Below are 24,869 nucleotides of genomic sequence, written 5' to 3' on the forward strand. Positions count from 1 at the left end.
TTGGCGTAGGCGAGATAATCGCCGGAACTGGCTGATTAAATTCAGCTAATCACTGACTGCAGAGTTAGCTGAATTAACCGTTATACCAATACCATTATTCGTACAAATCCAACATTACGGAACCAATCATGTATCTGAAACTCATGATTACCGCTTTGGTGATCATCCTTTCCTTTTTACTGAAGCAGGTCATTATTCGCCTGTTAAAGTCAAAAGCCAGTAAAACTGGTGTCGATCATCGCCACACCCTGAACACCGTCAGAAACATCGTGAATTTGCTGGTAGTGATTGCGGTTTTTATTGTCTGGAGTGCGGAACTACAGAAGTTTGCTATTTCCATTGCTGCCTTTGTTGTCGCTATCGTGCTAGTAACCAAGGAAATCATCCAGTGTTTTATCGGTTTTATCTATATGCAGAGCACGGCCCCCTTCCGTATCGGTGACTGGATAAAAATTGGCGACTTTACCGGCGAGGTGTCAGAAACCGACTGGGCGAAAGTGATTTTGCTGGAGGTGGACATTAACACCTATGAATATACGGGAAAAAGCGTATTTATTCCCAATAACCAGTTTATGACGTTGCCGTTGAAAAACCTGAATTTTATGCGCCGTTATGTGAACCATACCTTTAGCATCGTGCGCGAGGCAAACCATATCAACCCATTTGTCCTTAAACAGCCTTTGCTGGATAAAGCGCTAAGCTATTGTCACCCTTTTAATGATGTCGCAGAAAGGTACAATGCGTTGATTGAAAACCGTCTCGAAGTAAAGATTTCGGGCCCCGCGCCGAGTGTGACGATAACCACTACCGAGCTTGGGAAAGTCAAAGTTACGTTTAGTGTATTTTGTCCGACTCATGAAGCCTTTGTTATTGAACAAAAGCTGACTAACGATATGCTCCAACTTTGGCACGATGTCTCACATGCCAACGACACCAATACAGTGGCAGGAAAAAGCGCCTAATTTCCTGAATGCTACGGTGAATCGAAGAAAATATAGATAAATCTGGCGGGAATTTTTTCTTTTTGCTTCGGATATTGTACGGTAAAGGAGACAATTCCCAGGATTATCGTCAGATTAAAGCCAAATTGGCGTCAAGCATAGAGTCGACGTATGTTTAGCTCCGGCGCCGGAGCGTTACGTGGTAACAGACACCAGGTCAACGCTCGTTATCAGCAAAGCGAATAAAAATATGAATGAAAACTCACTGGTAAATGTAAACATCAATCAGTTAATTGAAACCCTTGCGCAACCGGACTTTGCCTTACCGGACGAATATGGTTCGTTAAATGCATTGCAATGGGCAACCATTTTTGAAAGTCTGTTAAACAGCCAACGCCTGGCGTTGTGGCCACATATTCCATCGGAACTGAGCAGTTCGATACTCAGTGAGATGCGCGAAGATGCGCGTGGCCACTTCTTATCAGAACTACCGCAAGCCAATATTGAAGAGGCGGTATTTTCCGGAACCAATGCTGAAGTGGTGGAAATTCTTGATGCATTGCCACAAAAAACCGTAGTCCGGCTAGTTAATAAGCTTGCGCCAGGTACCCAGAGCCAGATCGAAACCTCGTTAAGCTACAGTGACGAACAGGTTGGGCGGTACGCCGATCAGGAGGTCTATACCATCGCGTCGACGGCATTGGTCAGGGACGTTCTCAGAGAGGTTAAGTCGGCGGAACATCTCCATGAAGGTAATTCTTATGTGGTCACTGACGCCTCAGCCAAATATCTGGGCGAAGTGAATATCAATGATCTGTTAAATGCATCGGCGAAGCAAAGCATTGCGGAACTCGTGCATCTGCCGGAGACGCAAATCGACGCCGAGCAATCCTTGCTTGATGCTTCCAACCTGGTGCGCGGCAGTCAGAAAGCGGCGCTACCCGTGGTCGATGGTCATGGACGCTTCATCGGTCAGTTTTCGATTCAGGATGCGTTGAGCGTATTCCAGGAATATTATGAAAGCCAGATGGCTCACCTTGGTCAGGTCAGTGATGAAGATTTATTTGCGCCGGTTGTATTGAGTGCCAAAAGGCGGGCAATCTGGTTAGGGATAAACCTGTTAACCGCATTTTTAGCGTCGTTTGTGATAGGCATCTTTGATGCGGTGTTAGTCGAGGTGGTCGCATTAGCGGTATTGATGCCAATCGTCGCCAGTATGGGCGGCATCACTGGCAGCCAGACCCTGACATTATCCATTCGTGGCCTGGCGACCGGACAACTGAATAGTGTTAACTATCAATATTTGCGGCGTAAGGAATTTCTGGTAGCAGCGCTCAATGGCGCGTTCTGGGCGGTGATGGTTGGGATACTTGCCTATTTTTGGTTTAGTGATGTTTTTGTTTCTGTGATTCTCGCCTCAGCGCTGCTCATCAACATGTTAGTCGCATCCCTGTCGGGAATGGCAGTGCCGAAAGTATTAGATAAACTCGGCGTCGATCCGGCGATAGCTGGTTCGGTAATACTGACCACAATTACCGATGTGGTTGGTTTTTTCGTATTCCTGGGCTCGGCGACCATTATTTTTTTACGCTGAGTGAAAAACCGTTTGCTAGCAAATGCATTATTAATCGGCTGTAGGGTCTGGCTGGCTGATCCAGAATAAGGTTATGGCGCAGGAAACGAAAAATTGAAAGGCACCATTCATGGAATTGGTGCCGATTTCGGTTTGCCACATTTGAAAGAATGCGGAGCCAATGACGCCAAACAGACCAAACCAGACTAACACTCCCAGGCCGGCACCGATCTGTGCCCACTTTTTCGCTTGATTAAAAGTATTTCCACCCCTGGCGACAAACATATCCCAGCTACCTTTTAGCAGTAAAATTGCGGTGGCAAATTCAAGAGTGAAAATAATCCCTACTGCGAGCCAGGCGAACAACGGGTCAGCAGTTTTGAAAAACAGGGTATTCGGGTACGCCTGGTGATCCGCACCGCTTAACACATAAATGAGTGCCTGGTGGGCGGCATCCAGGTTGGCGATATTTTGCAATACATAGAAAAGCGCCATAAACCCGCAAATCAGTGCAAACATGATTTTAAGCAATCGAATATGAGATTGCATAGGCAATCCTCCAACTTGCATTGCGATAACAACCGCATTTTTATCTTTTCATCTAACAAGCAAGCATCGAGCCAGAAAATATATGTCGATTTTTCATAAGCTTGTGGTGGGTTTTTGCTGCTTTGTTGATGTGCTGTCAGAAAATCTGACACCGTTAAAAACAGATATCTGCCCTGGTAATAAACTGTCGGCGTTAGCGATGCGTATAATCGCTGTGTTTTCTCGGTTATAAGACGAAATATGACAACGACGCTGTATTGGTTCACCCATGACTTGCGACTGGCTGACAATCGCTTGCTTCAGCAAAGCCTGGCAAAGAGCCAGAAAATTGCGTTTGTGTACATTGTCGACCCGACCTGGTTTAAGCCCAGCAATTACCATCACATGTCGATGGGGCCGAAGCGTTGGCAGTTTATTGCCGATTCGTTACAGGATTTAAACCGGCAACTGAGAGCCCTGGGGCATCGATTAACGATCATTAAAGGCAGGCCTGGAAGTGTAATAGATTCGCTGTTTTCGGCCCTGGAATTTGATTGGTTAGCAGTGGCCCAGCAGGTTGGCGTGTATGAGCAGCAGCAATTGAAAAGCATTCAACAGTTGGTCCCAAAAATCCAGCTGTTAAGTGACTGGTTACATACATTGTATAGCCCTTATCAGCTCGAATCACTGAACGCCCGGGATGTTAACACGCTGCAAAGTTTCAGTCGTTTTCGTCGAAAAGTCGAAAAATTGCCGTTATCACCAATCGAGGTTTGCAACGCACCTTTAACGTCGGTCGATGATATGGATATTTGCAACGCAGATATTGATGGTATCGTGATAGAGCCGGACTCCGACCTGAGCGAGCGCTGGTATTCGGGTGAGCCGCAGGAGCGACAAAACAGGGCTGCAGCTACGTTAAAAACTCAGGTTACTGTAATGAAAGGCGGAGAAAACGCTGCCATCAAGCATCTTCACGATTACTTTAAAAGTGGATCTGCATCGACTTACAAAGAAACCCGAAATGCCCTTGATGGTGAATATAACACAACAGGGTTTAGTCCTTACCTGGCCTCGGGTAACGTTTCTCCGCGCCAGGTTTATCAGCACCTCAAAAGCTACGAAAACCAGTTTGGCGAGAATGAATCTACCTACTGGATTTATTTCGAACTGCTGTGGCGCGAATACTTTCAGTGGCTAGCACTAAGTATTGGTCCAAGGTTGTTTTCTTTTCGCGGGTTAGCTAAGCAGGCGCCACTAACCACTTTTTTTCCAGAGCGGTTCAGTAAGTGGTGTCGGGGGAATACTCCGTTTCCTATCGTCAACGCCTGCATGCGTCAGCTCAATGCCACGGGTTTAATGTCCAATCGAGGTCGGCAACTGGTCGCCAGTTGCCTGGTGAATGAGCTGGGTCTCGACTGGCGCTACGGTGCCGCGTATTTTCAGCAGCAACTAATCGATTACGATGTTGCCAGTAACTGGGGCAACTGGCAGTACATCGCTGGTGTTGGTGTCGATCCAAGGGGCGGTCGGCACTTTAATTTACTAAAACAAACGCAACTGTTTGACCCAAATTCTGAATTTATCGAAAAATGGCAGGGGCAGGGTGATGATGTCCCGCTTGATTCCGCAGATATTAGCGACTGGCCCGTTAACCCGGAGACTGAAGATGCAAAGAACTGACAGGCCATCCAAACTTTGTCTGGTGTGTCAGCGACCTTTCACCTGGCGTAAAAAATGGCAGCGCGACTGGACGCAGGTTAAATACTGCTCAAAACGATGTGCCGGAATGCGAAACCTGCGCGCCGTTAATGCGCAATTATCGAAAGATGAAAATACCTAGATGAAATCGGACTACAAAAGATTGCGACTGATATTGGGAGACCAGTTAAATGCAGGTCATTCCTGGTATCAGCAAAAAGACAGCGACACCCTGTATATCATCGCCGAGTTGCATCAGGAAACCACTTATGTATGTCACCATGTGCAGAAGGTTTGTGCGTTTTTTGCCGCAATGCAACAATTTTCCTCGGCGTTAACAGAATCTGGCTTCGATGTCATTCATCTGACCCTGGATGATACCGAAGGTTTTAACGACTTGCCGGAACTCCTCAGGCACTATATCGATAAATATCAAGTCCAGGAGTTTCACTATCAACTCGCTGATGAATATCGCCTTCGTCGGCAATTAACCGACTTTGCAAACACCCTGTCGATTGTCACTAAGGCGTACACCAGTGAACACTTCTTTATCGATGACGCGCAATTGTCGCAGCACTTTGAATCGGGTAAACGTCACCAAATGGAAGCCTTTTATCGGCGGATGCGGCAGCGTTTTGACATTCTTATGGATGGCGATGAACCTGAAGGGGGCGAATGGAATTATGATAAGTACAATCGCAATAAGCTCAAAGCAGATGATTTAAGCAAAGTTCCGGAACCCTGCATGTTTGCCAACGATGTTAGTGATATTCTCAAGCGATTAGAACGCCACAAGGTAAGGACGATCGGCGACGCATCGCCTGAGCTGCTCTGGCCGATAAACCGGCAACAGTCATTAGAGTTGCTAGAGCATTTCTGCCGTTCCTGCCTGCCATATTTCGGTACATTCCAGGATGCGATGACCGATAAACTCGACCCGTTTGGCGAGGACAGGCAATGGAGTTTGTTTCACTCTCGCCTGTCGTTTTCCCTGAATAGCAAAATGCTGTCGCCAGATACAGTAATACGCAGGGTCATTGAATATTACCGCCAACATTCACAACGGATAAGCCTGGCGCAGGTAGAAGGTTTTGTGCGCCAGATCCTTGGCTGGCGTGAGTTTATTCGCGGTGTTTACTGGGCTAACATGCCGGAATATCGAACCCTCAACGCCCTGCAGGCAAATCGTTCACTACCCGAATGGTTCTGGAGCGGCGATACCAAAATGCGATGCCTGCATCATGCCATTAGCCAGTCGTTGCAATTTGCTTATGCGCACCATATTCAGCGGTTAATGATCACCGGTAATTTTTGTTTAATTGCCGGCATTGATCATGAACAGGTTGATGAATGGTATTTAGGGATTTATGTCGATGCTATCGAATGGGTGGAGTTACCGAATACCCGGGGAATGAGCCAGTTTGCCGATGGCGGCATTGTTGGCTCGAAGGCTTATGCGGCCAGTGGCAATTATGTCAATAAAATGAGCGATTACTGTGGCGATTGTCATTATCAGGTAAAAGAAACTGAGACTGACAATGCCTGTCCTCTGAATGCTCTTTACTGGTATTTTATGGATTCCCATATTGATAAGTTCAACAACAATCCCCGCACCCGCATGGTTTATGCAAACTGGCAGAAAAAATCGCCGGAGCAGCAACAGGCGATCATTGCCCGGGCGCAACAACTGCTGTGCAAAATCGACGATTTATAGCTTTATTGTAAGATAGGCTTTCAGAGATTGCGTTTTAACCACCGGCCTTTGCTGATAACACCTTGAACGTCCAGGCTTTCTTTGTCGAGCAGGTTGATATCCGCATCAAAGCTGACTTCGACCCGGCCCTTATTGGCTAGTTTCAAAATGGTTGCCGGCGAAGAGGTTATGCTGGCCAGAGCGTTTTCTATTGATACCTGATGGTTTTGCACCGCAGATACAAAGGCCCGGTGCAGGCTAGTAACCCGACCCATTTGCAATTCCACCAGGTTTCCTATGTCATCAAATAGTGGCAATGACGCATTACCGTCACTGCTCATGGTGATCTGGCTGATATCAATACCAGATTCCAGTGCCAGCGCCAGTGCTTCCGGCGCATCAATTTCACCTGACGCCAAAATCTGTTCATTGGTGCTGGTAGTGAAATCAATATAGCCACCGGCCTGAGCAAACTTTATTCCCGCTACCAATAATGATTGACTACGGTTGATATGGGTTGGATAGAACTGCTGAATGGGGATGTTGGTTTGTTCACTTACCTGATGTAATAGGGTCAGTTTATCTTCACCATCACCAACATGAATACTGACGATGCCAGCTTTACCGGACAGCATACCACCAACCCGGGCTTCGGATGCGAGACGAGCCATCTCTTCGATATTTGGCTGTGAACCGCGATGATCGGCAATGGCCACTTCGCCAACACCAATAATCTCTTCTACCATCATGATGTCTTTATCAACGCTACCGGTCAGGGTTTTTGCCGGAAAATGGTAGGAACCGGTGTAACAATAAGCATTGATGCCGCGCTGGTTTAGCTCTTTAGTTTTGCCAACCAGGGCTTCTAAAGTTTGGGTGATCGAATCCGTACCCAATGCACCAACTAAAGTGGTGACGCCGCCTTCAATGGCGTCATTAACATCCAGCTCGCAGGTACGGGTTGTATATCCCCCTTCGCCGCCACCACCGGTGACATGCACAAGGCTATCAACAAATCCCGGTGCCAATATGTGGCCCTGACCATCAATAATCTCTACGCCGGGTAGCTGAAAATGCTCGAGATTTTCGGCGATTTTTAAAATTTTATCACCGCCAATCAGGACGTCGCACCGTCCCATATGCTGTGGTGTATAAACATCCGCCTGTTTAATTAGTATCATTACTATTCCTTTAATCAATGCAGCCTTTATTGATGCATCGATTGGCAATTCATCTATGAGAAATTAATTTGTACGGCAATGACGATAAAGGCCATCGCAATTGCCATTAATAGTAGTAAAAATCGGTAAATAAATTTCGCCCAAACCAACCATTCGACTCTGGCGACTCCCAAGCAGCCGATCAATGATGCCGAAGTCGGGATGATCAGGTTGGTCAGGCCATCACCAAGTTGAAAAGCCAGCACTGCTATCTGACGACTTACGCCCACTAAATCACTTAATGGTGCCATTAGCGGCATAGTCAGTGCCGCTTGCCCGGAGCCCGAGGCGATAAAGAAATTAAATATCGATTGAAACACGAACATCAACAAGGCCGAGAAGGTTTCCGATAACTGGCCGATACCCTGTGAGGCATAATATAAAATCGTATTTAACACCGATGGCTGGTCTGCCTGATCACCACCGAGAACAATCACGATACCCTTGGCCATGCCGACAATCATTGCAGCTGGCAGGAGATCTTTTGCACCTTGTTGAAAGGCATCGGCAACATCATTCATTGCTAGCCGTTTACCGAGAATGGCAATAATACCGATGATGACGCCTAAGGTAAAAAACTGACTGGCCAGCTCTGGGATATAGTAACCTCTGGCGATCACGCCATAAATAACCCAGATTATACCGGCGCAGAATGCGCTCAGAATAAAACCATCGACTTTATTAAACTGGCTGCTCGATGCTACTTCGTCAGGAGAGGCGTGATATGACTTGTCTATTGCATAGTTAGCCCCTTGCTCGGGCGCGGCTTTAATTTTTTTTGCGTAGCGAACCGTAAACCAGGTTCCTGCAAGGGTAAACACTACCCACATCAGCATGCGATATTCCATACCGGATAATAACGGCACTTCGGCGATACCCTGGGCGATGGCAACACTGAATGGATTCATCCAGGAAGCTGCAAAACCAATTTGGGTGGCGATATAAGTGACCAGGACAGTAGTGATCGAGTCATATCCGAGGGCAAACATTAACGGCAGCAACACGATACAAAAGGCGATAGCTTCTTCCCCCATGCCAAATACCGCGCCACCCAGGGAAAACAACACAAACAATATTGGTAGAAATGCCTGCTCAAAATTTTTGGTTTTAGCGACCAGGGAAATCACTCCGTTGTTAATCGCCCCGGTTTGCATGACGATACCAAAGGCACCGCCAGTAAGGATGATAAACATCATGACGCCAATGGCTGAACCCCATTTAGAGCCAGACACCATGCCTTCAAAGGCAAAATTGAGAAAGCCAACGTTTCCGCCTTCGGCGAATAGCGGTACTCCAGTATACTCGTTGACTACCCGGTAACTGTCGGCGACTAATTGAGTCTTGCCGGTAACATCATTTACTTGTGTGGAAAATTGTCCTGCGGGGATCAGGTGGGTTGCAATGGCTGCCAGCAACACCACAAAAAATAAAATAATAAAAGCGTCGGGCATACGACTTTTCGCCGCGACGGTATTAGTTACAACCATGCTGGTTACTCTTAAAATAAGCTGGATATCGGTGGGTAGTAAATTCCACCCACCGAAATGAATCTGGATAGTATGCACTATCCATCAGGTTAAGTGTTATTCAAAAAAATACGTGAATGACACCCGATAGGTTGCTCCAAGAGCATTGTGGTTGATGGAGTCAAAACCACGGCGTGAGCCATAAGCCACAGGTGGCTCCTTATCAAATAGATTGTTAATGCTCAGGTTCAGGTTCATATTGTCAAAATCATAACCGATATTGGCTCGAACGGTTGTCCAGGAATCGACATTACGTTGACCGTCAGCATCTACCTTGCCAAGCTCTTCCAATTCGTCGATATTACGACCGCGCAGGCCATCAATATCATCTGAGTAACTGCCGGTATAGTTTACAGTTAGGCTACCGTAAAAATTATCCATTCCCAAGTATACCTGCGCTGATGCGATATCTTCAGGATAGCGCCATGTGCCTGATAGTTCTTCAATTTCATCAGAGCCCGGCTTGTTGCGGTCAAACTCAAGATAATGCGTCCAATCCACACTTAAGCCCAGGGTAACGTTGTCGAAATCAAACTTGTGGTCAAACGCGAAATCAACACCTTTAATCGTCTGAGTACCGGTATTTTCCAACTGGATAATGTGATCTCGATAAAGAGTTAACTCTTTAAAACGTAGTTCATCTAAACGGCCCTCTGCTGCTAACTCATCATAATCTGGATTCAGAAATCTCTTCCATTCTTCCAGTATTTCAGTCAGGTTGGCGCCGGCTTCATCGATTCTCAGTCCTGATTCATCGGTTACTAAACATAAATCCGGGTCATAAGAAATGCCCATTTGGTCTTCTGGAACCAAACCACAGTGACGAAGTGATGCATCGCTAATTGCCGCATCCAATACTGCGGTCATATCAGTATCAATCAGATCATCATGGTCGAACTGCCAGTAATCAAGCATTACGGTGGTTGACGTCGTAGGGCTGAAGGCAATACCGAAGCTAACGGACTCTGATTCTTCAGCTCGAAGCGCAGCGTTACCTAGCTCAAGTACGTTTTCAGTACGCTCATCGCCAAACCCTTCACAGTATAAATCGGCAACCGCCTGGTTGGCGCCACAGTCAAAGGTTGCGGTGGTTGTACGTAACTTAACACCCGCCTGTGTTAATGATGGAGCACGGAAAGACGTTGACCAGGAACCGCGGAAGATTAGCTCATCAATCGGGCTATAGCTAAACGCTACTTTTGGGTTAAAGGTGCTACCAAAATCATTGTAATCGTCGTAACGACCGGCAAGTTGTATTTCAAAGTCATCGGTTACCGGGATATAAAATTCAGCAAAGGCACCCCACTGAGTTCTATCCGCTGCTGATAAGCTGGAACCAAAACCGAAAACATCTACCAGATAGCCATTTTCAAGACGTGCGCGAGAATTAAGAGATGGTGTATCGGTTATCTCTTCACGACGAATTTCCGCGCCAAAGGCGGCGCTAATCACATTGTTGTTAAACTCAAAAAGCTCACCACTAATACGACCATCCCAGGAATAAACGGTACTTTCACCGTCACGGGTTGGCACTTCCTGAGCCATGGCAAGTAATGCGTCATTGTTGGCATCACCTTCAAGGAATGGGTTGTACATGCCTTGAAGACTGCTTCCGCCGCAATTTAAGGTATCCGTATCAAAGTTATAATCGGCGATATTGCCATCGGCACATAGTTCACCCGCTAACAACGCATGGTATTTGTAGCGATTGTAAATACCTGCCACAGCTTCTTGCTCTGATTCAGATTTCGACAGGGTTACTGCGGTTTCCCATTCCCAGTCGCCCCAGTCGCCCTGAAGACCGGTTACTAAACGAATGGCGTCGGTTTCAATTTCAACGGTTCTTGGAGTTGAAAAACGCGCATCAAACCTAAAGCCATATAACTCACGTCCGGCAATGGTATCAAAAGGATCTATCCAAAGCTGTGACAATAGATCATCAGCAACATCAGTTGGAAATGCATCTAAAGCCGTCTCATCAACCCAAGGGCCTTCTCTATCGTCTACCTGATTGATTGGCGCGGGACTGGAAACTGCTACGGATTTTGTTCGGGAGTAAAAGAACTCCGTGTTCCAGTCCACATCGCCGAATGGTTTATTAAAGGTAAATCCTGCGGAAGCTGACTCTAACTCACTTTGCAGTTGATCATCTTCGTTATGGTAATAGGCACAAATTTCTTCGCCAAATTCAGTTGTGACAAATTCTGTTTTACAATTCGGGTTACCGATTTCATCGCCTGAACGTGCTGACCAATAGTAAATATTTGGCGTGTCTTTCGGCAGGTAAGAATAGTTGCTGATCAGTACCGGATCACGAGTGTCATCGCGATCAACAGCATTAAAGGCATTACGATCAAAGTAGTCGGCAAAAACAGTCAGGTTAGCGTTGCCAATATCGGTACCATACACGAAATTAACGTTATATCGTCCTTCGTCACTCGCAGCAAAACTATTACCGTAATTCAGATTTAATTCCGCACCCTGGTAATCTTTTTTGAGTATGTAATTTATGACACCAGCCACAGCATCGGCACCGTATATGGCAGAGGCTCCGCTGGCCAGAACTTCCACGCGCTCAATAGCAGCTAAAGGAATGGAATTGATATCAACAAAGTTTTCGGTGCCCGCGGCAAACGAGCTGGCAGCAACGCGGCGGCCATTGATTAAGGTGAGCGTAGAACTCGGGCCCAGGCCTCGCAACGACGCAGCTGCCTGCCCGGCTGGGGTTGAGGTTGATAATGCACCGCTTTCTGACGTAGTAAAGGTACCTGTACCACCTCGGGTCTGGTTCACCTGTAGCATCAAATCTGACAGTGAGGACGCACCTGAGCGTTCAATATCTTCGGAAGAAATGACCGTAATCGGTTGCATACCTTCCATATCCACACCGCGAATCTGTGAACCGGTAACGCTGATGCGTTCGATTTCTTGTTCCGCTTGTTGTTCCGGTTGAACCTGTTCCTGCGCCAGGCCATAAGAGGAAAACGTCATGCCCGCGATTAGGATCGCCAGGGGCGTTTTACTAAACTTAGTCATAGTAGATCACCTTGTAATCCCCGGATTTACAGCGCCAGGTGCAGATAGGCACAAAACGCAGACTCAGGGCGTATTTATTGTTTTTGTTAAAAAATTACGGGGTGAGGAGCAACGACTGCAAGCGCAGGGCTACGCCCTCAAAACAGATTGGAGAGTAAGAATTTACTCGTCAAACCACTCCGAGAGGTAGTAGTTCTGATAAGAATATGTTGTAAGCGAGAAAGCTTTTTTGTACATATTAAAAAGAATTGAGCTTAAGCTCTGTCCTGATTATTGTTGTTGGTGCTTATGGCAGTAAGCACGTTTTTTAAAATCACTATTTACAGAAATACCTCGACTGAAAATTTTTGTCAACACCTGTTGGTTGGAAATTGTACAAGGGTTTTCAGTAACCTATAGCTAATTAAAAAGGGTTGGATAATGTTTTTAAAATTCGTGAAAATACCGCTATGTTGCGTGACTTTGTTGTTATTGTCTGGTTTTTCCTATGCATCCGAGCAGCGCCTGTATCTGGTCGGTGGGGGGATAAAAACCTGCTCTTCTATGTCCCCCGGGCAATGTCTTAATGAGGACGAAATTAATTCATCTGTAAACGCCACAGCGATCCCGGCCAAGACCGAATCCCTCTACCAGTTAACGCCGCAAAATATTCAGACCTTTGCAAGTCATTGGCCAGCAGATGAACTCCCGGAATTTAGGAAACTGACACTAAAGTTGCTAAATAAAGCGGTTCAACGTAAAGCGAAATTATTAAACAAGAAACAATTGCTTGAGTTGGTGGGTAAAAAAGATAAAAAAAGCGTTATCAGACAGTTGCCGGACAGGCAATATTTTATGATGCTTGATGCCCTGGAGGTACCACGTTTTAAAAACGGTAAACGTTTAAAAGAATCCGTCTACCTTGAGCAGACTAAGAGTCCGTTTTCTAAAGAGATCTATCAGACCTTTGTGAAATCTGCCGAACTTAAACGAGCCGCTAAATCTGCCAGCACAGCGCTGGATTTTCAACACGAGAACGGGCAGCAGACTCCTGCATCCAGACCTAAAGTCCTTATTGTTACCGCTTCTGCTCGTGACACCTTTGAAGCGGTTGATTTCTATCTACAGGTGTTTTCGCAGGCGGGAGCCGATTCTGAGTGGCTACCCATCGATGCGGCGGTAAACAGCGCCTGGCAAACCGACGCAGAGCTTAGCAAAGCCTGTGAAAATCTCGAGAAACATCGGGCCGAAATTCATGGTGCCATCAAACGCAGAATCATATATCCAGACTTAGTGAAGCAGCAACGCCTCAGCTGTGAATATCCGGAGCGGTTAGTGGCGAAAATTCAGCAGGCAGATGGTATTTTCTTTAACGGTGGTGATCAGTCCTTTACTGTCGCCAGTTTTAAGCAAAAAGACAATAGTGACAATCCTGTACTAGCGGCCATTCGTCAACAACTCGAGGCAAATCAATTAATTGTTGGCGGCACCAGTGCTGGTACGGCGGTTATGGCGGGTAATGCAGCTGCGCCTCATCAGATACCCATGATCACCAATGGCAGAAGTGAAGTATCGATGTTTCGCAACGCTCAGGCGGATGTATTACCGGATGCGGGTTGCCAGAAAGCGAGCGCCTGCGATGACGTATTAAATGATGATCTCACCTACCGAAGCCGAGGAGGCTTAGGGCTATTTCCCTATGGGATCACCGATACGCACTTTTCTGAACGTGGCCGAGAAGGGCGATTGGTTAATTTAGTTCGGCAAACGGATGCAGCACTGGGGGTTGGTGTTGATGAAGCTACAGCCCTGGTGGTTGCCTGGCAACAGGCAGACCATCCGCAATTCTCCATTGTCGGTCAGGGCGGTGTGTATGTCGTAGAAGAGAACGGAGACAAAATATCAACCCATTATTTGACTCGCGACGATGAATTTATCCTGAAAAAGGAACGATTGGCCGTAAATCTGGCTGACTGGAAACGGACGGTTGCAAAACAACAAGGCGATACGAGCTTATCCATTCCAGCAGGGAATATATTCAACCATGATCAGTTTCAGCAGACCTTAAACCGATTCTGTGAATCGGGGGGAACAGTATTACGGGTTCAAGCGGCCTGGCAGGATAATACGCGAGATATCCAGTTAACGACATCGACAACCAGTCAGTTTGCCGCCGGAACTACAAACCTTAACGCCGTCAAAAAAGACTATTGTTCATACACGAATCTATTCTGGCAGGATGGTGAAGAAAATTAACTCATACCAATCACATTAAGTTTGTGCACAACTCAGAGTTAGGGCAGGGGTCCATTTGCAACATAGATTTCATTGATATAGTCATTCTATATTACTGAAATCTAGGGCCGGAAATGGACCTCTGATAAACTCCCTACGGGTGAGTTTTAAAGGCATTTATCTTGCGTTACTGATTTTGACAATGGAGTAACCATTCTCTGCAATCAAAGCCTTGCCTAAATGCCTTTAAATTCTCACTGAGTGAGCAATAATTTAATGCGATTGGTATAACATAAATCCAGGAGCTTGCTGAACCGTTCCTGGATGCTTTTAATCGAACGATGCAAGAGATCTCAATATTAGTGTTTAAAACCGTCATATTAGCTAACTTGCAACGCTCTTTCTGGTTGTGTCATTGCTTTTCCGTAGGCTTTTGAGCTGCTAAGATGATGCACATTCAAATCTGATAAAGAGAATCCTTTATGTCATTAATCAATGCCGAACACCAGGGCATCCCGTTACACGTTATCAATCATCAAAATTACCCGGTTTGGTTAGAGGCACAGCCGGAAAATGTAGGGCAATGGCTCAAGGTAACGTCTTTTGAAGGCAAAGGGTTGAGCACGATTCCAGCTGCCGATGGCGGCTTGGCTGGCGCCATTTATGTGGTGGAGGATAGCAGTGAGTTTTTTGCCTGTGGCGCTTTAGCTAACCTATTACCGGCCGGACAGTATTTTTTACATGCCGAAGACAAGGATAAGGTCGCAATCGCATTCGCTTTCTTAGCCGGAGCTTATCGATTTGAGCGCTATAAATCCTCGCCTGAATCCTTACCGGTTTTAGCGGTTGGTGATCAGGGGGTCGTGGATACGGCGACTAAGCTTGCCAGTGCCACAGCATTGGTGAGAGATCTGATTAATACCCCTGCAGGTGACATGATGCCCGAGCACTTGTCGGAAGTCAGTGCGCAACTTGCCCGGGAATTTGGCGGTGAATTTAGTGAAATTGTCGGTGATGAATTATTAACCCATAATTTTCCGACCATTCATGCGGTTGGTCGTGCCAGTCAACATGCGCCACGATTGCTGGACATACGCTGGGGCGATAACAATGCACCTAAGCTTACCCTTGTTGGTAAAGGGGTTTGTTTTGACAGTGGTGGCCTGGATGTAAAACCAGCGTCCGGTATGCGCCTGATGAAAAAAGACATGGGCGGAGCCGCGCACGTGTTAGGACTGGCACGGATGATAATGGCGTTTAACCTAAACGTGAATTTACGGGTGTTAATCCCGGCGGTTGAAAACGCCATTGCTGGTAACGCCTTCCGCCCGGGGGATGTTATCACCACACGCAAAGGTCTGACTGTCGAGATAGACAATACCGATGCAGAAGGGCGACTGGTATTGTGTGATGCATTGGATCTGGCGCTTGATGATGACCCGGAACTGATTATCGATTTTGCCACCTTAACCGGTGCGATGCGGGTTGCTCTTGGTACTGAGTTACCAGGATTTTTTGCCACCAAAGATGACACCGCCCAGGGCATTACCGACGCAGGTGTGAACAATCAGGATCCGGTGTGGCGAATGCCATTGCATCAGCCATATATGGACATGCTCAATAGTGATATTGCCGATCTCAGCAACTGTGCTTCCGGTCCGTTTGGCGGTGCCATTACAGCCGCTCTGTACTTACAGAAGTTTTTGCCTGCCGATGTCGACTGGTGTCATTTTGATGTCATGGCATACAACATTCGCGCCTTACCAGGACGCCCCAAAGGCGGTGAAGCGTTTGGTATTCGGGCAGTGTTTGATTACTTACAAACCCGATTTAGCTAAATCGGGTTTTAAAAGGTGTCAGTGCAGGACATAAAGCCCTGCACGGTGACAATACAGAATTTGATATTCTGTACGGTGTCTAAGGGTGTCGAAAGGAGTCAACGAACAGCCTTAACCGTCAGTTTGCAGCGATGTCGTACTTCGCCGCATGTCATCCTGACAGAATTTGTCTTCTAAATTTTGGCTGTCACCCGGGATGAAATTGACTAGCTTGATTTTATCCCTAAGTTTTTCTATTTCGCCTGCTATTCTCTGATAAGGTTTCGACATTCTTTACTAGAGGTTAGTAATGCCTAAAACCATATTATTGACCGGAGCTACCGATGGAATCGGCCTGCTGACGGCGAAAAAGCTGGCTTTCAAAGGACATCGTTTGCTTTTACACGGTCGCAACGAGGCTAAGCTTGCACAGGTTATTCATGACCTTAAAGGCGATAACCCCGGTATTGATGTTGAAGCTTATGTGGCTGACTTATCCAGTTTCCGGGATATTGCCGAACTGGCTGATAATGTTGCCGAACATCATTCACATATCGATGTGCTGATAAATAACGCCGGTGTATTCAAAACCACCAATAATTTAACTCAGGACAACCTCGATGTGCGCTTTGTGGTAAATACACTGGCGCCCTATATATTAAGTAAACAATTATTGAAACGCATGGATGGCAGTGGCCGGGTCGTTAATCTGTCGTCAGCGGCTCAGGCTAGCGTCGACCTGGATGCCCTGCAGGGGGTAAAGGCGTTAGATGATTATGCGGCTTATGCTCAGAGTAAACTCGCCCTGACGATGTGGTCGAAACATCTTGCCGACGAGTTGCGAGAATCTGGGCCTGCGATCATTGCGGTAAATCCTGCCTCATTTTTAGGCAGTAAAATGGTGCAGGAGGCCTATGGCGTTGCCGGAAGCGACTTGTCCATTGGTGCAGATATTCTCTGCCGTGCCGCACTCTCGGATGAATTTAATGATGCCTCCGGGAAATATTTTGATAACGACAGCGGTCAGTTTGCTCAGCCCCATAGTGATGCACTGAACCCGAAAAAAAATGCTCAATTGGTTTCGATATTGGATAACATGCTATCGAAATATATCTGACCAGCCGGTTTTTAGTGACACATTCTCCCCTGAAAAAGGCTGACATCAGAAAAGTAGAACCGGGGCTATCGATCAGGGTAAACTATGCTCCCCGGATAATAAGACGATTTGTGGTAATGTCAACAGAATATGGATTAGGTCACCCAAATGCGAGATTCCAGGTATACATCGCAAATCGACCCGAATATCAGGATATCCCCGAATATAAAAGTGTGCATCCGCTTAACGATGGTGATATTGCCGCGATCGGTAAGGCCTGTGGCAACGGCTGGCGTAAAGTGTTTAATGTTTACGCCAAGCTAGTTTACGCTTTAGCTGGTAGCAGCGATTCATCTTTTTATTTAGCTAATGTCACCACCAATTATCAAAACTGGCAGGCTTATCGGGATCAGCAACTATTACAAGCAAATAGCCAAACGTCATTACTATTTTCAAAGCCGAGATTTGATAATCCGCGGGCTTCGACGATACGTATCGTGATGGGGCGAACCTACGCAAAAACATTGGCAATACCAAATCTTGTATGGCTGAACGAAGAGTTCGCAATTAGTGAGAGTCAAAACCTCATCGTTTGTCCTTATTTCGACTATCGACAACTTTCAAATATCAAAATCATCTATCTTTGCGATTTAATTAATACTCTTATTCAATAGTTGAGTTTAAGGCGCATCGGCCATTCAATTTGTAAGCATGAGGCCCTGGCAATTATTGATGTGCCAGGCGCGCAGCACACCGGCATCTTGTTGCGAGAAGATACCGGGATGTCCGGTATCTATAGAGTTAGTACTTCTGTATATGTAGCTAGTCAATCGTGGCTGCAATTTCTACTAACGCCGCTTCATACTCCCGGGCCTGTGCTTCGATGGTGCGCACATTGCTTTGGTCTATTTTCGGAAGTTGTTTTTCTATGGCTCTCAGTTCTCGTTCTTTTTCCTGAATTTTTGCCTCTGATTTTCGGGTAACTTTTTCCAGCTTGTGGTGCAGGGATTCCAGTTCGCGATAGCCGGCTTCTTTAAACTCAACCTCGACCATGGCTGTTTCGATATTGCGTGCTTCCTTTTCTATCTCTTTTGCTTTGTCTTCGAGTCGCTTCGCAATTTCTTCAAATCCTTTGGTGTCCTGCTGCAATTTTTTCTCGGATTCCTTTAACTTCTTCTCGATGCCCATTAGGCGTTGCTGTTGAGCTGGAGTCAGTTGTTTCCAGGTGAAAACTTTGCCGTTAACATGAAACTCTGTCTGATCATAGCTGCCACTATTTCCACGATTAATAACCTGAATCTGGTTGCGACCTGGTTTAGCTTTACTGTCAGTATTCGCCATGACCCATTTTGCCTGCAGGGTCGATAAAAATACGCTTGTGATCAAGGCAAGCACGGTTATGCGACTAATCTTTGCTTTTAATGTGTTCATCATAAATTCCTATATAAGTGGGCAAAAAGCTATTGGTAATATTGTCGCGGGGGTCTATTAAAAAGTTTGAAAAATTTATGTGCCGGTTATGCGATGCATTTAAGGATTTGTGCAGATGGCGCTGCAGTCCGTTACCGGCGGGACAGGTTTAAACTGATGGCACGCGTGATGATAGGTCCAACCGAGATCGCTAAATTTGTCTCGAAGCCAGTCCTCATCAAGTTGGTACTGAGTGCAGATTGACGTTAAATCTGCATTAGTGTTTCTTAACTTCGTGTTAAGCAGGCTGAGCAAAAGCATCGGTTCCATGTGCTGGTGCATGAACATGATTTGCCCTCCTTACTTTTTGTAGCCAGATTTTTTCGTGGATATGATAAGCCACAGTGTTTACTAATGGTTCAATAATTGCGACCAGGCTGCCGAGCAGCAGATCGCCAGTGAGCAACCAGGTCACCATAAAAGCGACTGAAAAATGGGTGAACGCAAAACTTAAGGTTTTTTTCATGAGCCTATTCCTGCTTCTGAATCATAGAGCCATTGTCGCCCGTCAGCAGCATCTGGTACATGTGAAAACTTCGATGATGACGTGTGATTAAATTGAAGTACTGGTTTTCCCAGTCGAGGACAGGGAAGGCGAGAGAACGGGATAATCCAATCAATGTAAATAAACTGATTGTGAAAGTGACCTCAGGGAAAGGCAACGGCACAATAGACACAAAAAAGGGCGAACTAAGGAGTTCGCCCTATCGACAGGCTAGTGTGCAGATGAAATACGGTTAATCTTTCTTAAACAGCTTATCCAATACTTTTTTTGCCTCTTTTTCGGCTTTATCTTTGATGGTTTGCTTGGTTAAATCTTCTGCCTGATCACGCACGACCTTTAATATCCGATTGGCTAGCTCGGCACCAATCTGGTCGGCCGGCAGGCCTTTTTCACCACCAATACTACCAAGCTCCACCGGTGGCACATTGAGATCATACACTTTCGAGTTTAGTTTCCGGACATCAGCTTGTACTGCCATACCGGTCAAGGTAATTTTGTTGATCGTAATCATTACCTCTTCTTTCTTTTCTGACGGCTGACTCGGTTGTGATGATTTAGGTAGTTGTTTTTTTACGTTATCGATCAATTCCTGAATATTTGAACCGCCGAGCGTGGTAAATTCAATAAAGGCTTTTGGATCCTGAATGTTAATGTGTTCGATGACCAGCGGTGACCCACGAAGGCTTTGCAGGTCGATATCTAAAGCCATTTCACCAAAATCAATTGCGTGTTTGGCGCTATACCCCTCAGGACTGGCGATTTTGAAGCCGCGGATGGCGCCAAATCCATCCATCGGTTTTATATCCACTTCCTGCACGGTGACCGGTTCGCCCATTAATGCCGAACCACGAATTTCCAGCTGTGACTTAATATATCCATTCCAGTCGGCTGATGCCAGATACCAGAGAACGCCACCGCAAATCAGTAATATTGCCAAAACCAAAAAGGCTAATTTTTTCATGGGATATCCTTTTGAACTTTATCGTAATAGTTTACGTATGCCATTAATCGTAAAAATACTGTAAATCATAGCGTTTAGCTTATCTGATTATCGTGTTGATACGCAAACTACGCTATATTAACGCCAATTTTTATATCAAGAATTTATGTTATGGAAAATAAATCTGTGTCAAGGTTACCTCTGATTTTACTCGCGGTGGTTCTTACCGCGCTAATTGTTTATCTGCAATGGCCAGAAAATGTGGCGGAAGAGCAACGCCGGGCTCGTCAGGTTAGTGTGAAAACCACACCGGTAATTAAGGCTGAATTCAGTGATGAATTTGAAGCCTTGGGTACCGCAAAAGCTAACGAGCAAGTGATGATTACAGCCCAGTACTCAGACATTGTCGAAAGCATTCACTTCGAAGATGGCGATCGAGTCAATAAAGGCGATGTGCTGGTTCAGCTGGAAAACACTGAAGAGCTTGCCAAAGTTAACGAGTTACAGTCGAACTTAGAAGAGGCCGAGGCACAGTTAAAGCGTTACAACAATTTGTTGGAGCGTAATGTCGGTAGCGTATCGCAGCGGGACCAGCAACTGGCTAAGGTACAGTCGATTCGCGCCCAGTTAAAAAGTGCCCATGCGGTATTGAATAACCTGACCATTCGTGCGCCGTTTTCTGGTCAGCTTGGATTTCGTCAGGTTAGTGTTGGCGCATTAGTAACGAACGGCGACCGCATCACCTCACTGGATGATCTGGACTCGATTAAAGTCGATTTTGCGATTCCAGAGCGCTTCTTACCGACGGTGTCAGTAGGGCAAAGCATTAAGGCCAGTAACGTGGCTTATCCGGAGGAATATTTTTCCGGCACCGTCACCGGGATTTCATCACGGGTCGACTCTTTAACCCGAACCATCCAGATTCGGGCACAATTACCAAACCTTGAGCGTAAGCTAAGACCGGGCATGCTTATGGGCATTACTATCAAACGTAAAGTCGTTGAAATTATGCAGTTACCGGAAAGTGCGGTGATTCCGTTTGAAGATAGTCATTTTGTGTTTGTTGCTGAGAATGGCGTTGCCAAACGCAAACCGGTGGTGATTGGTCGTCGTAAACCGGGTATTGTTGAAATCGTCAGTGGCTTGGAATTATCGGAAGAAGTGGTAATCGAAGGGGCGCTGAAACTACGCGATGGTGCACAACTGAAAATCGTTAACGATAACCAGGCCATGGTGCAAGGAGGCAACTAATGATCCTTTCAGACTTATCGGTCAAGCGGCCGGTATTTGCCACGGTAATTAACCTATTGATCGTTACCTTCGGTATCGTTGCCTTCTTATTATTACCATTGCGCGAATATCCGGATACTGACTCTCCGATCATTACCGTATCCACCAAATATAATGGTGCGTCGGCGGCCATCGTCGAGACCAAAATTACCCAGGTTCTTGAAGACCGGATCAGTGGTATTGAAGGGGTTAAGAATATCACTTCGTCATCACGTGACGGTCGTTCCAGAATTTCCATTGAGTTTGATATTGATCGTGATATCGATGGCGCCGCCAATGATGTACGCGATAAAATTTCCTCGGAAATAGGCCGATTGCCCGAGCAGGCTGAAGCTCCGGAAATTCAAAAAGCCAATGATGATGAAGATGTCATTGTCTGGTTTACCCTGCAATCCGAAGTATTCAATACCCTGGAATTAACCGATTACGCTAATCGTTATATTGTCGACCGCTTTGCAGTGGTAAACGGTGTTGCCGAAGTAATGGTTGGTGGCGGTCGCACCTATGCGATGAAGATCGTGTTAAACCGCCAGGCAATGGCAGCGCGTGGAATTACTGTTGCCGACATTGAGAATACCTTGCGTGCTGAAAATATCGAGTTACCGGCAGGTGAAGTGAAATCGGTGGATCGTAACTTTAATGTCCGGGTTGCCCGCAGTTACACGACCCCGGAAGATTTTGCCCAGATGGTGATTACCCGGGGTGAAGGTAATTCTCTGGTGCGACTCGGTGATATTGCTCACGTTAGTGTTACTGCCGAAGATGATGAATCCCTGTTCCGCGGCTACGGCGAAAACATGGTGGGGCTGGGGATTATTAAACAATCTACGGCTAATACCCTGGATGTGGTTAAGGCCGCCAGAGCCGAGATGGATGCGATAAAAGATAATCTGCCGGCGGGCACTACGATCATTCCAAGCTATGACTCGTCCGTGTTTATCAAACAATCCATCGATGAAGTGTATAACACCTTAGGTATCGCCATGTTAATGGTAGTAACCGTGATCTTCATCTTCCTTGGTAACATCCGGGCGACCTTTATACCGGCGGTAACTGTCCCGGTAGCACTGATAGGCTCGATGATCGTGCTTTCTGCACTTGGTTTTTCGATTAACTTATTAACCTTATTGGCCCTGGTACTAGCGATTGGTCTGGTGGTTGATGACTCAATCGTGGTATTGGAAAATATTTACCGTCGAATTGAAGAGGGTGAAACGCCTCTGATGGCGGCATTCAATGGTGGCCGCGAAGTTGCTTTTGCCGTTGTCGCCACAACCTTAGTATTGGTGGCGGTATTTGTGCCATTGATTTTTTTATCGGGGGATATCGGTCGTCTGTTTACCGAGTTCGCACTGGCGATTGCCGCGGCGGTCATTTTCTCTTCGGTAACTGCACTTTCGTTAACCCCAATGATGTGTTCGAAGCTGCTGAAACACAGACAACGTAGCTCATCGTTGGGACAGATGCTGGATAAAGGCTTTGCGCGCCTGGAACAATCCTACGGAAATTCGTTAGTGTCTGTAGTTAAACAACCGATGATGATTTTGCTGGTCATGGTATTGGCGTTTGCCAGCCTGTGGGTACTGTTTGACAAATTGCCTTCGGAATACGCACCCAAAGAAGACCGTGGCAGCGCGTTTATGATCATGTCAGGCGCAGAAGGTGCCAGTTTTGAACGTAATGCTGAAAACATGACCAAAATCGAGTCTCGGTTAATGGAGTACTATGATGATGGTGTGCTTGAACGGGTATTAGTGCGGGTGCCTGGTTTTGGTGGTACCGGTGGCATCGCCATTATTGGCCTACCGGACTGGGAGGAGCGCAAAGTATCCTCATTCGAGTTTATGAACATGTTTAACCGTGACTTGTCGCAACTGACCGATGTCCAGGCATTTGTAATGATGCGCGGTGGCCTGGGTGGACGCAGCGGCGGTGGTCGTTCGATTGGGTTCGTATTGCAGGGTAATGACTACGAAGAACTGGCACGCTGGCGTGATATCGTTTTGGCTAAAGCCGCTGAGAATCCGAAAATCATTGGTCTTGATAGCGATTATAAAGAAACGTATCCGCAGTTAGTGGTCAGTATTGACCGTGCCCGAGCCTCAGATCTGGGTGTCTCCGTTGGTGATATTGGTAAAACGCTGGAAACCATGTTGGGTAACCGTCGGGTAACCACCTACCTGGAACGCGGTGAAGAGTATGACGTGATTCTTGAAGGTGACGAAGAAGATTACCGTAGTCCAAGCTCCATCGATAATCTGTACGTGCGTTCCTCATCGACTGGCGAATTAGTGGCGCTGTCAAACCTGGTAAGCATTCGTGAAAATGCCACCTCGTCGCGCCTGAATCGTTATAATCGTCTGCGTTCAATTACCCTGACTGGTGATGTCGCCGACGGCTATACCTTAGGCGAAGCACTGGATTACCTGAATGACATCGTTAAAAGTGAGTTGCCGGTGGAGGCTGCGGTTGATTACACCGGCCAGTCGCAAAAACTCAAAGAATCTGGCAATTCGATGTTGTTGGTATTTGGCCTGGCATTGTTGATCACTTACTTCGTATTAGCGGCGCAATTTGAAAGCTTCATTCACCCGCTGGTGATTATGATCACCGTGCCACTGGCACTAGTTGGGGCGCTGGCTGGCTTGTACCTGTTTGATATGAGCCTCAACGTATACAGTCAAATTGGTATTGTTATGTTGATCGGCCTGGCGGCGAAAAATGGTATTCTGATCGTTGAGTTTGCCAACCAATTACGGGATGCTGGTGAGCGATTTGAACAGGCGTTAATCCATGCTTCGAAACAACGTTTGCGTCCAATCGTTATGACTTCCTTTACCACCATCATGAGTTCAGTGCCTCTGGTATTGGCGACCGGTCCTGGTTCGGAAAGTCGTATGGTTATCGGTGTGGTCATCTTCTGTGGTGTGGCACTGGCTGCGATCTTCACCTTGTTTATCGTACCTGGAGCCTACTACTGGTTATGTCGAAATACCCACTCTCCAGAGTATATTAGTCAGCAGATTGAACAGCATCAAAAACAGGCAACCGCCAATTAATAGCTGAACTTCCAACCTTAAAAAGCCGGCATCGCCGGCTTTTTTGATTGCAAGACACCCACACTTATTAAGAAACCCACACTTATCAAGACACCCACACTTATCAAGACACCCATACTTAACAAGACACCCATACTTAACAAGACACCCATACTTACCGACACGTTGGCGGGATTTCAGAAAGCAGGTTTGGCATAAATCTTTACATTTTTGTTCTTCAGGCATTCCCCCATATGCTTTTAATTGTTAATGCTTTTATC

Annotated in this window: 19 protein-coding genes; 11 read left to right on the forward strand and 8 right to left on the reverse strand. The window is 46.4% G+C overall.

All coding sequences use genetic code 11. The features are described 5' to 3' along the window. Window positions 1-128: 128 nt before the first annotated feature. Together E8M12_RS01490 and E8M12_RS01495 are read left to right on the forward strand one after the other, a co-directional pair. Window positions 129-962 carry a mechanosensitive ion channel family protein gene (locus E8M12_RS01490; RefSeq protein ID WP_136734295.1) on the forward strand — a complete coding sequence of 278 codons (834 nt, stop codon included), beginning with the start codon at window positions 129-131 and terminating at the stop codon, window positions 960-962. Between the two features lie 229 nt (window positions 963-1,191). Beyond that, window positions 1,192-2,535 carry a magnesium transporter gene (locus E8M12_RS01495; RefSeq protein WP_136734296.1) on the forward strand — a complete coding sequence of 448 codons (1,344 nt, stop codon included), beginning with the start codon at window positions 1,192-1,194 and terminating at the stop codon, window positions 2,533-2,535. Window positions 2,536-2,565: 30 nt separating this feature from the next. On the opposite strand, the gene E8M12_RS01500 is transcribed toward E8M12_RS01495, so the two are convergent. Then, entirely contained in the window at window positions 2,566-3,063 is a 498-nt protein-coding gene (locus E8M12_RS01500; protein WP_169303005.1) for a DUF2165 family protein, read from the reverse strand. A 240-nt stretch (window positions 3,064-3,303) separates the two neighbouring features. On the opposite strand from E8M12_RS01500, the gene E8M12_RS01505 reads away from it, so the two are divergent. From E8M12_RS01505 to E8M12_RS01515, 3 genes are read left to right on the forward strand one after another with little or no spacing between them, the layout of a single operon-like run. After that, window positions 3,304-4,725: a DASH family cryptochrome gene (locus tag E8M12_RS01505; RefSeq protein WP_136734298.1), complete on the forward strand. Its 1,422-nt coding sequence runs from the start codon at window positions 3,304-3,306 to the stop codon at window positions 4,723-4,725. Continuing rightward, complete coding sequence (locus tag E8M12_RS01510; RefSeq protein ID WP_136734299.1) at window positions 4,712-4,885, forward strand: DUF2256 domain-containing protein; 174 nt, start codon at window positions 4,712-4,714, stop codon at window positions 4,883-4,885. The genes E8M12_RS01505 and E8M12_RS01510 overlap by 14 nt, the downstream gene beginning before the upstream one ends. Then, window positions 4,886-6,457, forward strand: a complete 1,572-nt coding sequence (locus E8M12_RS01515; RefSeq protein WP_136734300.1) for a cryptochrome/photolyase family protein — start codon at window positions 4,886-4,888, stop codon at window positions 6,455-6,457. 20 nt (window positions 6,458-6,477) lie between these two features. Here the strand turns inward: E8M12_RS01515 and iadA are convergent, their stop codons facing one another. The 3 genes from iadA to E8M12_RS01530 form a co-directional block, all read right to left on the reverse strand. Further along, a complete protein-coding gene (iadA, locus tag E8M12_RS01520; protein ID WP_136734301.1) occupies window positions 6,478-7,617 on the reverse strand; it encodes a beta-aspartyl-peptidase in 1,140 nt (379 codons plus the stop codon). A gap of 53 nt (window positions 7,618-7,670) precedes the next feature. Continuing rightward, window positions 7,671-9,143 carry a putative basic amino acid antiporter YfcC gene (yfcC, locus tag E8M12_RS01525; protein ID WP_136734302.1) on the reverse strand — a complete coding sequence of 491 codons (1,473 nt, stop codon included), beginning with the start codon at window positions 9,141-9,143 and terminating at the stop codon, window positions 7,671-7,673. Window positions 9,144-9,239: 96 nt separating this feature from the next. Beyond that, window positions 9,240-12,218, reverse strand: coding sequence for a TonB-dependent receptor domain-containing protein (locus E8M12_RS01530; protein WP_136734303.1), 2,979 nt, complete (start codon window positions 12,216-12,218; stop codon window positions 9,240-9,242). A 420-nt stretch (window positions 12,219-12,638) separates the two neighbouring features. Here E8M12_RS01530 and E8M12_RS01535 point away from each other — a divergent pair, with 420 nt between their 5' ends. From E8M12_RS01535 to E8M12_RS01550, 4 genes are all read left to right on the forward strand, one after another. After that, window positions 12,639-14,453, forward strand: a complete 1,815-nt coding sequence (locus E8M12_RS01535; RefSeq protein WP_136734304.1) for a cyanophycinase — start codon at window positions 12,639-12,641, stop codon at window positions 14,451-14,453. Between the two features lie 461 nt (window positions 14,454-14,914). Next, window positions 14,915-16,270 carry a leucyl aminopeptidase family protein gene (locus E8M12_RS01540; RefSeq protein WP_136734305.1) on the forward strand — a complete coding sequence of 452 codons (1,356 nt, stop codon included), beginning with the start codon at window positions 14,915-14,917 and terminating at the stop codon, window positions 16,268-16,270. 289 nt (window positions 16,271-16,559) lie between these two features. Beyond that, a complete protein-coding gene (locus E8M12_RS01545; RefSeq protein ID WP_136734306.1) occupies window positions 16,560-17,366 on the forward strand; it encodes an SDR family NAD(P)-dependent oxidoreductase in 807 nt (268 codons plus the stop codon). 116 nt (window positions 17,367-17,482) lie between these two features. Then, entirely contained in the window at window positions 17,483-18,019 is a 537-nt protein-coding gene (locus E8M12_RS01550; RefSeq protein ID WP_136734307.1) for a DUF6942 family protein, read from the forward strand. Window positions 18,020-18,167: 148 nt separating this feature from the next. Here E8M12_RS01550 and E8M12_RS01555 read toward each other — a convergent pair whose 3' ends face one another. The 4 genes from E8M12_RS01555 to E8M12_RS01570 form a co-directional block, all read right to left on the reverse strand. Continuing rightward, window positions 18,168-18,776, reverse strand: coding sequence for a hypothetical protein (locus E8M12_RS01555; protein ID WP_136734308.1), 609 nt, complete (start codon window positions 18,774-18,776; stop codon window positions 18,168-18,170). A gap of 99 nt (window positions 18,777-18,875) precedes the next feature. Further along, window positions 18,876-19,103, reverse strand: coding sequence for a DUF4250 family protein (locus tag E8M12_RS16560; RefSeq protein ID WP_136734309.1), 228 nt, complete (start codon window positions 19,101-19,103; stop codon window positions 18,876-18,878). Further along, the gene (locus E8M12_RS01565) at window positions 19,054-19,281 is read right to left on the reverse strand and encodes a DUF2061 domain-containing protein (protein WP_136734310.1); all 228 of its coding nucleotides are present in this window, start codon (window positions 19,279-19,281) and stop codon (window positions 19,054-19,056) included. The genes E8M12_RS16560 and E8M12_RS01565 overlap by 50 nt, the downstream gene beginning before the upstream one ends. Window positions 19,282-19,552: 271 nt before the next feature. Then, window positions 19,553-20,281: a DUF748 domain-containing protein gene (locus tag E8M12_RS01570; RefSeq protein ID WP_136734311.1), complete on the reverse strand. Its 729-nt coding sequence runs from the start codon at window positions 20,279-20,281 to the stop codon at window positions 19,553-19,555. Window positions 20,282-20,431: 150 nt separating this feature from the next. Between E8M12_RS01570 and E8M12_RS01575 the strand changes: the two genes are divergently transcribed. Both E8M12_RS01575 and E8M12_RS01580 read left to right on the forward strand, forming a co-directional pair. Then, entirely contained in the window at window positions 20,432-21,511 is a 1,080-nt protein-coding gene (locus E8M12_RS01575) for an efflux RND transporter periplasmic adaptor subunit (protein WP_136734312.1), read from the forward strand. Continuing rightward, window positions 21,511-24,609 carry an efflux RND transporter permease subunit gene (locus E8M12_RS01580; protein WP_136734313.1) on the forward strand — a complete coding sequence of 1,033 codons (3,099 nt, stop codon included), beginning with the start codon at window positions 21,511-21,513 and terminating at the stop codon, window positions 24,607-24,609. Before E8M12_RS01575 ends, E8M12_RS01580 begins: the two co-directional genes overlap by 1 nt. The last annotated feature ends 260 nt before the right edge of the window (window positions 24,610-24,869 follow it).

Origin of the sequence: Thalassotalea mangrovi, assembly GCF_005116735.1 — a bacterium.
Taxonomy (GTDB): domain Bacteria; phylum Pseudomonadota; class Gammaproteobacteria; order Enterobacterales; family Alteromonadaceae; genus Thalassotalea_A; species Thalassotalea_A mangrovi.